Source organism: Haloferax sp. AB510 (assembly GCF_024136985.1).
Lineage (GTDB): Archaea > Halobacteriota > Halobacteria > Halobacteriales > Haloferacaceae > Haloferax.
This window is the reverse complement of the sequence record NZ_JAMYJY010000034.1, coordinates 20,523-32,765: the sequence shown is the minus strand read 5'-3', so window position 1 is coordinate 32,765 and position 12,243 is coordinate 20,523. Positions and strand designations below refer to the sequence as shown.

At 68.2% G+C, this 12,243-nt stretch carries 12 protein-coding genes and 1 pseudogene; 8 read left to right on the top strand and 5 right to left on the bottom strand.

The window, feature by feature from the left end:
* From NKF06_RS08795 to NKF06_RS08785, 3 genes and pseudogenes are all read right to left on the bottom strand, one after another.
* A partial coding sequence (locus NKF06_RS08795) for an FAD-dependent oxidoreductase (protein WP_253245173.1) occupies positions 1 to 926 on the bottom strand: 926 nt, incomplete at its 3' end.
* Entirely contained in the window at positions 923 to 2,080 is a 1,158-nt protein-coding gene (nadA, locus tag NKF06_RS08790) for a quinolinate synthase NadA (RefSeq protein ID WP_253245172.1), read from the bottom strand. The genes nadA and NKF06_RS08795, both read right to left, overlap by 4 nt.
* A 210-nt stretch (positions 2,081 to 2,290) precedes the next feature.
* Positions 2,291 to 3,960, bottom strand: a pseudogene (locus tag NKF06_RS08785) (amidohydrolase).
* Positions 3,961 to 4,104: 144 nt separating this feature from the next.
* Between NKF06_RS08785 and hmgA the strand changes: the two are divergent.
* The gene (gene hmgA, locus NKF06_RS08780) at positions 4,105 to 5,316 is read left to right on the top strand and encodes a hydroxymethylglutaryl-CoA reductase (NADPH) (RefSeq protein WP_253245171.1); all 1,212 of its coding nucleotides are present in this window, start codon (positions 4,105 to 4,107) and stop codon (positions 5,314 to 5,316) included.
* Positions 5,317 to 5,525: 209 nt separating this feature from the next.
* The gene (locus NKF06_RS08775) at positions 5,526 to 5,675 is read left to right on the top strand and encodes a hypothetical protein (protein WP_157575458.1); all 150 of its coding nucleotides are present in this window, start codon (positions 5,526 to 5,528) and stop codon (positions 5,673 to 5,675) included.
* A 51-nt stretch (positions 5,676 to 5,726) separates the two neighbouring features.
* On the opposite strand, the gene NKF06_RS08770 is transcribed toward NKF06_RS08775, so the two are convergent.
* On the bottom strand, positions 5,727 to 6,266 hold the full coding sequence (locus NKF06_RS08770) for a DUF5817 domain-containing protein (protein WP_058827514.1): 540 nt from the start codon (positions 6,264 to 6,266) through the stop codon (positions 5,727 to 5,729).
* A 126-nt stretch (positions 6,267 to 6,392) separates the two neighbouring features.
* Between NKF06_RS08770 and NKF06_RS08765 the strand changes: the two genes are divergently transcribed.
* From NKF06_RS08765 to NKF06_RS08755, 3 genes are all read left to right on the top strand, one after another.
* Positions 6,393 to 6,737, top strand: a complete 345-nt coding sequence (locus tag NKF06_RS08765; RefSeq protein ID WP_253245170.1) for a cupin domain-containing protein — start codon at positions 6,393 to 6,395, stop codon at positions 6,735 to 6,737.
* Between the two features lie 242 nt (positions 6,738 to 6,979).
* Positions 6,980 to 7,483: a hypothetical protein gene (locus NKF06_RS08760; RefSeq protein ID WP_253245174.1), complete on the top strand. Its 504-nt coding sequence runs from the start codon at positions 6,980 to 6,982 to the stop codon at positions 7,481 to 7,483.
* 172 nt (positions 7,484 to 7,655) lie between these two features.
* Entirely contained in the window at positions 7,656 to 8,111 is a 456-nt protein-coding gene (locus tag NKF06_RS08755; protein ID WP_058827511.1) for a hypothetical protein, read from the top strand.
* 228 nt (positions 8,112 to 8,339) lie between these two features.
* Here the strand turns inward: NKF06_RS08755 and icd are convergent, their stop codons facing one another.
* The gene (gene icd / locus NKF06_RS08750) at positions 8,340 to 9,599 is read right to left on the bottom strand and encodes an isocitrate dehydrogenase (NADP(+)) (RefSeq protein WP_058827510.1); all 1,260 of its coding nucleotides are present in this window, start codon (positions 9,597 to 9,599) and stop codon (positions 8,340 to 8,342) included.
* 118 nt (positions 9,600 to 9,717) lie between these two features.
* Here icd and NKF06_RS08745 point away from each other — a divergent pair, with 118 nt between their 5' ends.
* The 3 genes from NKF06_RS08745 to NKF06_RS08735 all read left to right on the top strand — a co-directional run bounded on the left by NKF06_RS08745 (position 9,718) and on the right by NKF06_RS08735 (position 12,202).
* On the top strand, positions 9,718 to 10,671 hold the full coding sequence (locus NKF06_RS08745) for an isoaspartyl peptidase/L-asparaginase (RefSeq protein WP_253245169.1): 954 nt from the start codon (positions 9,718 to 9,720) through the stop codon (positions 10,669 to 10,671).
* Positions 10,672 to 10,756: 85 nt separating this feature from the next.
* Positions 10,757 to 11,692, top strand: coding sequence for an oxidoreductase (locus NKF06_RS08740; protein WP_253245168.1), 936 nt, complete (start codon positions 10,757 to 10,759; stop codon positions 11,690 to 11,692).
* Between the two features lie 81 nt (positions 11,693 to 11,773).
* Positions 11,774 to 12,202, top strand: coding sequence for a hypothetical protein (locus NKF06_RS08735; RefSeq protein WP_253245167.1), 429 nt, complete (start codon positions 11,774 to 11,776; stop codon positions 12,200 to 12,202).
* Positions 12,203 to 12,243: the final 41 nt, after the last annotated feature.

Genomic DNA, 12,243 nt, shown 5'->3' with positions numbered 1-12,243 from the left:
GACACGTCGAGGACGACGCGGCCGGTTCGGTCGCGGGCGCGGGAGACGGCGCGGGCGACCACGTCTCGGGGGGCGAGTTCGGCGTCTTCGTGCACGTCAGGCATGAAGCGGCGGCCGTCGGCGTCGCGCAGTACCGCGCCCTCGCCGCGAACGGCCTCGCTGACGAGGAACGGTTGCGCGTCGTCGTCGGCCCGTGGGTCAGTCCGGGGGTCGTACGCCGTCGGGTGGAACTGGACGTACTGCATATCCGAGACGGTCGCGCCGGCGAGCGCGGCCATCGCCACGCCGTCGCCGGTCGCGCCCGTGGGGTTGGTCGACCGGGCGTAACAGTCGCCGATGCCGCCGGTTGCGAGGACGGTCGCCCCGGCGAACACGGGTTCGACTTCGCCGTCGGCGAGGACGGTCGCGCCGCGGACGGTCCCCTCATCGGTCAGGAGATCGAGAGCCATCGCGTCCTCGACGATTCGCACGCCGTCGCGGGCCGAGAGGTGCTGGAGAAACGGCCGGAGGACGTGCGCGCCGGTGCTGGCGTCGACGTGGAGGATGCGGCGGCTGGAGTGGCCCGCCTCGCGGGCGAGGTCGAAGGTGTCTGCGTCGGCGTCAGCGTCAGTACCGTCTCCCACCGCGTCGAACTCGACTTCGAGCGTGTCCAAGAGCACGTCCTCGACGACGGCTCGGGACTCGGAGACGAGCGTCTCGACGGCCTCGGGGTCGGCGGTGCCGTCGCTCGCCCGGCGGATGTCGGCGGCGAACTCCTTGGGCGCAGACTGGGTGACGGCGATGCCACCCTGCGCCCAGTCGGACGCGGCGTCCTCGGGTTCGGTCGCCTTCGTGACGACGAGCACGTCGGCCCCCTCGCGGGCGGCGGCGAGGGCCGCGGCACAGCCGGCGATGCCGGAGCCGACGACGAGCACGTCGGCCTTCATAGTTCGAGCATGCGGTCGAGCGCGACCGCGGCGAGTTCTTTCTCCTCGGGCGCGACCTCGACCACGTTGGGTTCGCGGCCCGCAGCGAGCTCTTCGAGCACCCACGTCAGGTAGTTGGGGTCGACCTGCCGCATGGCGTTGCAGTCCATGCAGGCGTCGCCGCAGAGGGGTCGCACGTCGACCTCGGGGTGCCAGCGCGCGAGGTGTCGCGCGAGGTGGACCTCGGTGCCGATGGCCCACGTCTCGCCGGGGTCGGCGTTCTCGACGACGTCGCAGATGTGGCTCGTGGAGCCGACCTCGTCCGCGGCCGCGACGACGCTCGGGCGGCACTCGGGGTGGGCGACGACCTTCGCGCCGTCGGCCTGCGCCTCCTCGACGTGGTCGACGCGGAAGCGCTCGTGGACCTGACAGTAGCCGTCCCAGAGGATGACTTCGGCGTCGCCGAGTTCCGGGACATCGGGTTCCACCTCGTCGGTAGCGCCCATCGACTCGGCCACGTCGCCGGCCCACGGGTCCCACTCGACGACCTCGTCGATGCCGAGATCATCGGCCGTGTTGCGCCCGAGGTGCTTGTCGGGCAGGAACAGCACGGCGTCGCCGCGCTCGAAGGCCCACTCGAAAGCGTCGGCGGCGTTCGAGGAGGTGCAGATGAGCCCGCCGTGGGAGGCGCAAAAGGCCTTCAGGTCCGCGTAGGAGTTCATGTACGTCACGGGGATGATGTCCTTGCCGCCGGACTCCTCGACGAGCGTCTCCCACGCGGAGTCGACCTGCACGGCCTCGGCCATCCCCGCCATCGGGCACGACGCCTCCATCGACGGGAGAATCACCGTCTGGTCGTCGTCGGTGATGATGTCCGCGCTCTCGGCCATGAACGTCACGCCGGCGAAGACGACGTAGTCGGCGTCCGACTCGGCGGCGCGCTTCGAGAGTTCGTAGGAGTCGCCGATGAAGTCCGCGTGCTCGACGATTTCGCGTCGCTGGTAGTTGTGTCCGAGCACGATGACTCGGTCGCCGAGCTCCTCGCGGGCGGCGGCGATTCGCCGGGAGCGGGCGGCCTCGTCGAGGTCACGGTGGCTCTCCGGAAGCTGTTCGAGCGTGTCGTATTTGAACAGACTGAGCTCCGACTCGAACCCGACCGACTGTAATTCAACCACGATTGATCACCACGGTGGAAGTCCAATCATCGGCCATTATTGAAAAATATTTTTCTTCAATACTCGCCACCCACCCGTAAAGATTCTCTACACAGCCAATTGGTCGGTGGTACATACACCCAATTGAATGTTAGAAGCCGAAAGCAGCCGCTACCCTGTTGAAGAATAATTTTCTTCGAAAGCTCGCCGGTGTCGATGGCGATTACTCGTTCAGTCGCGTTCGAAGACGACGCGGCCGTCCACGACGGTCATCGAGACTGCAACGTCGCGAATCGAGTCGGTCTCCCACGGCGACTCGTCGAGGACGACGAGGTCGGCGGCGGTGCCAACCGCGACGGTTCCCAGTCGGTCCTCGTCGAACCCGGCGTAGGCCGCGCCGGAGGTGTACGCCCGAAGCGCTTCGGTGACGGTGAGCGACTGGTCGGGGTTCGGATGGTCGGTGGCGAGGTCGACGCCGAGAAGCGGACCAAGCGGCATGCAGTCGCTCCCAAACGCGAGGGGGACCCCGGCGTCGAGCAGGTCGCGGAAGCGGTTGGTCCGCAGGCGTCGCTCGCCGAGGCGGGCGTCGTAGAGGCCGCCCTCGTCGGCCCACTTCAGGAAATTCGGCTGGACGGAGGCGACGACGCCGGTCTCGGCGAAGCGCTCGATGGCCTCGTCGGAGGCGAGTTCGACGTGTTCGACCCGATGGCGGGACGCGCCGGGGTCGTCGATCTCCTCGTACGCGTCGAGCACCGCGTCGATGGCCGCGTCGCCGATGGCGTGCGCGGTGAGTTGGTACCCCGAACCGTCCGCGTCGGCGACGAGTTCGCGGAGCTCTTCGGGGTCGACGACCCACTGGCCCGTCTCGTCGTCGGCCGCGTCGGGGTCCGCCGCGGCGTCGGCGTAGGGCTCGGTGAGTTTCGCGGTCCGCCCGCCGAAGCTCCCGTCGGTGAACGTCTTTACCGCGCCGACGGCGACGAGATCGCCGCGGCTCTCGCCCCCGTGGTTCGTCCGCAAGCCGACCTCGCGGAGCGCGTCGAGGTGGTCGGACCAGTAGTTGATTCGGACGCGGAGGGCCAGTTCGTCGGCGTCGGCGAGGTCGCGGTAGACCTCGGGCGCGCGGGAGCCGCGGACCATGTCGTGGACCCCGGTGACGCCGCGGGCGGTCGCGTACGCCTGCGCCGCGCGGACGAGTTCCGTCATCTCCTCACGGCCCGGGTCGTCGCCTCGCGGAGCACGTCGACCGCGCCCTCGACCACGACGCCGGTCGGCTCGGCGGCGGGTTCGCCATCACCGTCGCCTTCGGAGAGGTCGACGCCGCCGGCAGTCTGCACGCCCGAGTCGGGCATCTCGTCGGCGTAGCGGTCGAGGACGACCGAGTTGACGCCGGCGGTGTGGAGGTCCTCGCGGAAGGCGACCACGGGAAGCGACTCGGAGACGGCATCAAGGTCGTCGCGGGTGAGATATCTTGATTCGTCCCACGTGCTCTCGTCATAGCCGTAGCCGTGCACCCAGTCGGCCCCGTCGGCAGTCTCGTTGTCGCCGGTCCCGCCGCCGGTTCCATCGCCGTCACCCCCGTTTCCGCGTTCGACCTCGGCGGCTCGCTCGCGGAGCAGTTCGACCGCCTCCGCTGCGGAGTCAGCGGCGGAGAGGTCGGCGTGGACGAGCGACCGGCCGACCATCGGGAGGTGCGTGTGGGCGTCGATGAAGCCGGGGAGGACGACGCGGCCCTCGCAGTCGACGACCCGCGTCTCGACGCCGACGAGCAGTTCCACGTCGAACGCGCGGCCCACGCGGACGACCTCGCCGTCGCGGACGGCGACGGCTTCGTGCGTCTCGTCGGGCGAGCCGAGCGTGTGTACCTCCGCGTTCGTCAGTACGAGGTCCGCTGCCGCGGTCATACGTTCGACCCCGACGCGGGAGGCCAAAACGGTTCGGGAGGCGGCGGGGTGGCCGGACGGTCCCCGGGTGGCCTCGGACGGGGGGAGACCGTGGCCGTTGAAAGAACCGGAACGCGTTAGGGCCGGCGCGGGAAACGTCGGGGCATGACAGACGCCGCGTCCCTCGCCGACCGCGTTCGGGAGGGCGAACTCCGCCTTCACGAACTCGAAGCACACGCCGACGCCGACACCGCCGCCGAGGCGCGCCGGTTGCTCATCGAATCGCAGTCCGGCGCGTCGCTCGACGCGGTCGGAAACTACGGCTTCCCCGCCGAGGCCGCCGAGTCGGCCATCGAGAACATGGTTGGCGCGATTCAGGTGCCGATGGGCGTCGCCGGCCCCGTCAGCGTCGACGGCGGCTCCGTCGCTGGTGAGAAGTATCTCCCGCTCGCGACCACTGAGGGCGCGCTCCTCGCGTCGGTCAACCGCGGCTGCTCGGTCATCAACAGCGCCGGCGGCGCGACCGCTCGCGTCCTCAAGTCCGGGATGACCCGCGCGCCGGTGTTCCGCGTCGCCGACGTGGCCGAGGCCGAGGCGCTCGTCTCGTGGACCCGCGACAACTTCGCGGCGCTGAAGGAGGCCGCCGAGGAGACGACGAACCACGGCGAACTCCTCGACGTGACGCCGTACGTCGTCGGTAACTCGGTCTACCTGCGGTTCCGCTACGACACCAAGGACGCGATGGGGATGAACATGGCCACCATCGCCACCGAGGCGGCCTGCGGCGTCGTCGAAGCGGAGACGACCGCCTCGCTCGTCGCCCTCTCGGGCAACCTCTGTACCGACAAGAAGCCCGCCGCAATCAACGCCGTCGAGGGCCGCGGCCGGAGCGTCACCGCCGACGTGCGCATCCCGCGCGACGTCGTCGAAGAGCGCCTGCACACCACGCCCGAAGCGGTCGCCGAACTCAACACCCGTAAGAACCTCGTCGGCTCCGCGAAGGCCGCGAGCCTCGGCTTCAACGCCCACGTCGCCAACGTCGTCGCCGCGATGTTCCTCGCCACCGGACAGGACGAGGCGCAGGTCGTCGAGGGCGCGAACGCCATCACGACCGCCGAGGTGCAGGACGGCGACCTCTACGTCTCGGTCTCCATCGCCTCCCTCGAAGTCGGCACCGTCGGCGGCGGCACGAAGCTCCCGACACAGTCCGAAGGTCTCGATATCCTCGGCGTCAGCGGCGGCGGCGACCCCGCCGGCTCCAACGCCGACGCCCTCGCCGAGTGCATCGCCGTCGGCTCGCTCGCGGGCGAACTCTCGCTCCTTTCGGCGCTCGCCTCGCGGCACCTCTCCAGCGCGCACGCCGAACTCGGCCGGTAACTCGACCGGTTTCAGTTTCGCCGGCACCGGACACAGCTGAATTGCTTTTCTCGGCGCTCTCCCGGACGATACCAGCGTATTCGCACCTCTCCGACTACTTTCACTTTCACCCTGCACCCGTGGCTCGCGTTTATTCCGTTTCCGGGGAAACGATGAAAACGCGTCCGTCGGGGAGTACCCGCGGGCGTGTCCACAACCCATCCCCTCCCATGCCACTCTTCACACGCGGTACCGACCCCGAATCGCCCGACGAGTACGACGACGCGCGGCGGTTAGCGCTCGCGCTCAGGCTGGTGAAGTTGGCGCTCGGCGTCGTCGCCTCCGCGCTGACGGTGGCGAAGTTGCTCGGCGCGCTCTGAGGTGCCCGCGCTCGCGGCCCGCCCGCCGAGCGTCCGTTCGCCGCCCGAATCTCAGACCAACCGGTGCCGGCCCCGCGACTCCGACACCTCGCCGCGCCGCCGGAGTTTGTCGAGCAGGTCGCGGGCGCGGTCCTCCGGGACGCCGCGTTCGACCGCGGCCGCGACGATTTCCTCCTCGGTCGGCCGGTCGCCATCGCGTATCGCCTCGCGGACGACCGTCAGGCGGTCGGGCGACCCCGTCGACGAGTTCCGACCGCGCGAGGCGGACTCGCCCGCCTCGAACACCTCGTCGGCGTCGAGCCCCGAGCCTTCGAGATACTCGCGGTCGTCGATGCCCGACTCCTCGACTTGCCGGTCGAGTTCCGAGACGTGTTCGACCTGCGCGAACGCCTCGCTGTCGCCGTGCTTCTTCGCCAACAGCGCCGAGCGCGCCTGCCGCGCCGCGTCCCTGTCGTCGGACTCGAAGAAGCGCCGGAGCTTCTTCGTCTGGTGTCGCCTGCCGCACCGCGGACACGTCGCCGTCTTCGACCCATCGGGGTCCGAAAGCAGCCACATGTTCGCGCAGTCCGTACACCCCACGACCGCGTACATGCGCCGATGTTCCGCGGCGTCGGATTTGAACGTTCGGGAGCGCGAGCGAACGCGGACTCCCCGCGATGACGCCCCTCGCGGCGTCTCCCCCGGCGGATTTATCTCCGTTCCCTGTGGCTTGCCACCATGGACCGAGTTTCACTCGACGACGCGCCGTCCGCCGAGGCGGCCGACGGCGTCTCCCTCTCGCTCCTCGCGGGCGGGGAACAGATGAACGTCCAGCACTTCCGCATCGAACCCGGCGCGGCCGTCCCGGTTCACGACCACCCCCACGAGCAGGTCGGCTACATCGTCGCCGGCGAACTGACGTTCCTCGTCGGGGACGAGGGCGAGGAAGTCGTCGTCGGCCCCGGCGACGCCTACTCGCTCGCGGGCGGGGAACCACACGGCGCGGAGAACCGCGGCGACGAGACCGTCGTCGGCATCGACGTGTTCTCGCCGCCGCGGGAGAACCCGCCGTGGCTGGACTGACGCCGCGGTCGAACTGCCCCCGTTAGAGACACCGTTCCGATGATTTTGATGGGTTTGAGTGCCTCTCGAACGGCTTCTCTAGACAGTTCAGTCAAAACATATGAGGAGAAAGCATTTATCAGTCCAGTGTCACCATTCGGTAGACGGTAGTCCCTAACTATGCCCTCCCCCCGCGTACTTCCTCCATGGATAGCGCCCGGCGCGTCGAACACCCCGGATACCCCGCCGAGCGGCGGGCGACCATGAGTCACTCGAAGCTCGCTCGCGAGCCGTGGCTGTGGGTGTTCGTCGGCGTCTGGGCGGCGGTCGTCAGCGCGCTCCACTTCGGCGGACTCGCGTACGATATCTACACGAGAATCTGGTGGTGGGACGTGCTCACTCACTCGCTTTCGGGCTTCGGCGTCGCGGGCGTGTTGTTCCTCGTGTTCCCGCAGACCTTCCGGGGCGCTCGCGCTCCAGTCGTCGTCGGTGGCATCATCCTCGCCATCGGCGCGGGGTTCGAGGTGTACGAGTACCTGTTCAAGGACTTCTGGTGGGGCTGGTCGATGGCCTACTACGCCGAGGACACCGCGATAGACCTCGTGGTCGACGTGGTCGGCGGCCTCGGCTTTTTCGCCCTCGTCGAGGGCGTCCTCAGGTCGCGGGCGCGGGCGGACAGCCCCCGCAGTGACTCGCCGCCCTCCTCCGGTCACCTCCGCTCCGACGGCGGCGAGAAGGCGGACGACGACTCCCCGTCGAACCGCTGACCCCGAACGTGATGCTCCCGTTGGGAGGGTTAATTTAACCCCAAACGTGTTGCTCCGTCGGGATAACGTACATATCGATGATGTCCTATCTCTCGTCTATGCTTCCGCTCGCAGCAGCCCCGGCACCGACCCTCCTCACCGTACTCGGCGCGACCCGCACATCTCCCCGCGCATGCTGAGGCGCACCTGGGACGAGATGGTACTTGCCGGGTGGGAAGAGCGACCCCGAGAGATGGCCGCCGTCGCGGTGTTCGGGGGCGTCGTCACCGCGACGCACTTCACGAGCATGGCGCTGTTTCTCTACACCCGCATCTGGTGGTGGGACATCCTCGTCCACGCCGCCTCGGGGTTCGGCGTCGCGGCGGTCCTCTACGTCCTCAACCCCCGCCTGCTCCACTCGCGGGTCGCGCTCCTCGTCGTCCTCCCGATGGCCGTCGCCGCCATCGGCACGTGGTTCGAGGTGTACGAGCGGCTCTTCACTAGCTTCTGGGTCGAGTGGCCGCGTTCGGTCTACTTGGAAGACACGGGCGTCGATATCGTCGCCGACACCGCTGGCGCGGTCGTCTTCGGCGTCGTTCGCCCCCTGTGGAACCGGATTCAGCGCTGGCGAGACCCGAATCGACTGTAGTCGGCGCGAAAGAGTGCGGCGTCGGTGCCGCGAGAGAGAAGTGGTGTGTTCGCTTACGCGAGTTCGTTGATGTTCTCGGAAATCACAGATTTCCGAGCGCACAAAAAAGTTCGCATATGCGAGCTTTTTGATGTTGCCGAGCGAAGCTCGGCAGACTCACGAATGGGCTTACGCCAATTCGTGAATGTATCCAGAAATCGAAGATTTCTGGCTGCTCAACGAACTGGCTTAGGCCAGTTCGTTGATGTTCTCGACGACCTTGTCGGCGTACTCGCTCGTGGCGAGCTTGTTGCCGCCCTCGATCTGGCGTTCGAGGTCGTAGGTCACGTCGCCGTCCGAGATGGTCTTCTCGACGGCGTCGCGGATGAGCTTACCGGCGTCCTTCCAGCCCATGTACTCGAACATGAGGCGGCCGGAGAGAATCATCGCGGTCGGGTTGACCTTGTCCTCGCCGGCGTACTTGGGCGCGGAGCCGTGGACGGGCTCTGCGAGACAGAGACCTTCGCCGAAGTTCGCGCCGGGGGCGATGCCGAGGCCACCGATCTGCGCGCCGGCGGCGTCGGACATGTAGTCGCCGTTGAGGTTCATCGTGGCGATGACGTCGTAGTCGGCGGTGCGGGTCAGAAGCTGCTGGAGCATGTTGTCCGCGATGCGGTCCTTGACGACGACCTTGTCCTCGGGCTTCTCGCCGTCGTACTCCTCCCAGAGCTCGTCTTCCGTGATGGTGACGTCGCCGAACTCCTCTTCTGCGAGTTCGTAGCCCCAGTCGCGGAACGCGCCCTCGGTGAACTTCATGATGTTACCCTTGTGGACGAGGGTGACGGAGTCGCGGTCGTTTTCGAGGGCGTACTCGATGGCCTCGCGGACGAGTCGCTTCGTCCCGAACTCGGTGATGGGCTTGATGCCGATGCCGACGGGGCCGTCGTGGATGACGCCCGTGGCGCCCATCTCCTCTTCGACGAACTCCTTGACCTGCTGGACCTCGTCGGTGCCGGCTTCCCACTCGATGCCGGCGTACACGTCTTCGGTGTTCTCGCGGAACGTGACCATGTCCATCGCCGAGGGGTTCTTCACGGGCGACGGGACGCCGTCGAGGTGGTAGGTCGGGCGGACGTTCGCGTACAGGTCGAGCTTCTTACGGAGCGCGACGTTGAGCGAGCGGAAGCCGGCGCCGACGGGCGTCGTGAGCGGGCCCTTGATGGCGACGCGGTGGTTGCGGATGGCGCTTACCGTGTCCTCCGGGAGGTTTTCGTCGTACTTGTCGCGGGCGGACGAACCGGCGTAGACGCGCATCCAAGAGACAGAGCGGCCGGTCGCCTCGGCGGCGGCGTCGAGGACCTTCTGCGCGGCGGGGCCGACGTCCGTTCCGATTCCGTCGCCGTGGATGATCGGAATAATCGGATTGTCGGGGACGGAGAGCTTACCCGTCTCCTCGTCGACCGTGATCTTCTCGCCGTCGTCCGGAACCTCAATCTGGTCGTAGCTCATGAACAATGTGGGTTTTCCAGTGCGGTGTAAAAGTCCTGCCGTTATCGACGGGGAACTGCAAGTATCGCACCATTCATCGGTCGATACGTTTAGGACCACGCTCCGAAGACACCCTCGTATGCGAATTATCCTCCACGGCGGTGCCGGCGGTATCCCCGGCGAACCGGAGCCCAGACAGGCCGTCTTGGATGACGCGGCCGACGCGGGCGCGAGCGAAGCCGACCCGCTTTCGGCGGTCGAGACCGCGGTCCGCGTCCTCGAATCGGACCACCGATTCAACGCGGGCGTCGGCGGCGCGGTCCAGTCCGACGGCGTCGTCCGCACTGACGCGGGCGTCATGCTCAGCGACCGCCGCGCCGGCGCAGCCTCCGGCATGGAAGGCGTCGAACACGCCGTCTCCGTCGCGCGGGCGGTCCTCGAAGACACCCCGCACGTCCTCCTGACGGGAAAACCGGCGGTCGAGTTCGCCGCCGACGCGGGCGTCGAGACCGGCGTCGACCTCTTCACCGACGAGACCCGCGAGCGCTGGGAGAACGCGGACGCTCCCGATGGCTCACCCAGCGAACACCTCGCGTGGCTCGCCGACCGGTTCGGTGGGAGTACGAGCGACCCGACGGCCGAAGCGAGTGACGGCTATCTGCCGACGAACGAGGGAACCTCAGCAAGCAGTGGCCGCTCGGCTCGCGATGCTCGCCTTCCCGGCCACGACACGGTCGGGGCGGTCGCCACCGACGGCGAGACGTTCGCCTCCGCGACCTCGACCGGCGGCCGCTGGTTCGCCCTCGCCGGCCGCGTCGGCGACGTGCCGCAGATCGGCTCGGGCTTCTACGCCTCTCCCGCGGGCGGCGCGTCGACCACGGGAGCAGGTGAAGACATCGCACGCGTGACGCTCGCGCGTCGCGCCGTCGGCCACCTCGAACGCGGCTGTGACGCCCAGACCGCAGCCGACCTCGCCATTGAGGAGTTCGGCGAACTCACCGGGTCGTCCGCGGGCGTCATCCTCCTCGACGACGAGGGCTTCGGTTCGGCGTACAACTCCGACGGGATGCAGACCAGCACCGCGTCGAAGTGAGGTCATCGCGGCCGGCGGTGACCCCGTTCCAGTCGCGCTGACCGTCGCCACCACGGTTTACTCGATTCAGTCCTTGGAGGCCCCCATGAGCGATTGGACCGCGGCCGACGCCCCCGACCTCTCGGGGAAGACCGTCGTCGTCACCGGCGCGAACAGCGGTCTCGGCTTCGAGGCGACGCGCATGTTCGCCGAGAAGGGCGCGCACGTCGTCATGGCCTGCCGGAGCCTCGACCGCGGCGAGGACGCGATGGCCGACATCCGCGACTCGGTGCCGGCGGCCTCGCTGACCCTCTCGGAACTCGACCTCGCCGACCTCGACTCAGTCCGGCGGTTCGCCGACGAGTTCGCCGCCGAACACGGGTCGCTGCACGTCCTCTGCAACAACGCCGGCGTGATGGCCGTCCCCCGGCGAGAGACCGCACAGGGCTTCGAGACGCAGTTCGGCGTGAACCACCTCGGCCACTTCGCCCTGAGCGCCCGCCTGTTCCCGATTCTCCGCGACACGCCCGGCGAGACGCGACTCGTCACGATGTCGAGCGGCCTCCACGAGCGCGGCCGGATGGAGTTCGACGACCTGCAGGGCGAACGCGACTACGACGAGTGGGACGCCTACGCCCAGAGCAAGCTCTCGAACCTGCTTTTCGCGTTCGAACTCGACCGCCGGCTGACCGTCGCGGGTATCGACGACGTGCTGAGCGTGGGCGCACATCCCGGCTACGCCGCCACCAACCTCCAGTTCCGCGGCCCCGAGGCATCCGGGTCAACGCTCCGGTACTGGATGAGCAAGCTCGGGAACGTGATATTCGCCCAGTCGGCCGAGATGGGCGCGCTCCCGCTTCTGTACGCCGCCACGTCGCCGGCCGTCGAAAGCGGGGAGTACGTCGGCCCGCAGGGGGTGTTCGGCATGCGCGGCAACCCCGGCATCGCGGAGCCGAGCGACCGCGCCAGAGACCCCGAAACCGCCGCACGGCTCTGGGACGTTTCGGAGGAACTCACCGATACGCGGTTCCGACTGGCCTGAACCGCGCCGGACCGAGCGGTGCGGAGACCGAGTGGTCGGAGAGGCGAGACGGCCAAATACTGCGGCGTGCTATCTATTTCCGTGACCGAATCAACGCCGACAATCACCGGGAGCGTCGCCGACGCTCTCGTCTCTACCTGCCGAACGACGCTCGGAGACTCCCTGCGGAGCGTCGTCTACTTCACCCGCGACGACTTCGACGTGCTGTACGTCCGACGGGACCTCTACGACGGCGACGAGATCGCGGCGCGCGCCGCCAAATTCGAACTCGTCGAGAGCGAGCGCATCGGGTTCGGCCCGCAAGAGACCTACAACGTTGGCGGGGGCGACACGGGTCCCGACTTCGGCGAGTACGAGTTCACGCTCCGCGTCTTCTCGGACGGTTTCGTCGGCCGCGTCGTCAGCGGCGACCGCGGCGTCATCGTCACGACCGACGAACTCGAACTCTCGGAGTTCGAGGAGATGGAAGTCGCGCTTCGTCGGATGCTCGAAACGAACACCGCCGGGTGAACCGACTCGCCGGCGGGCGTGACGACTCTTCGAGCGCCGTC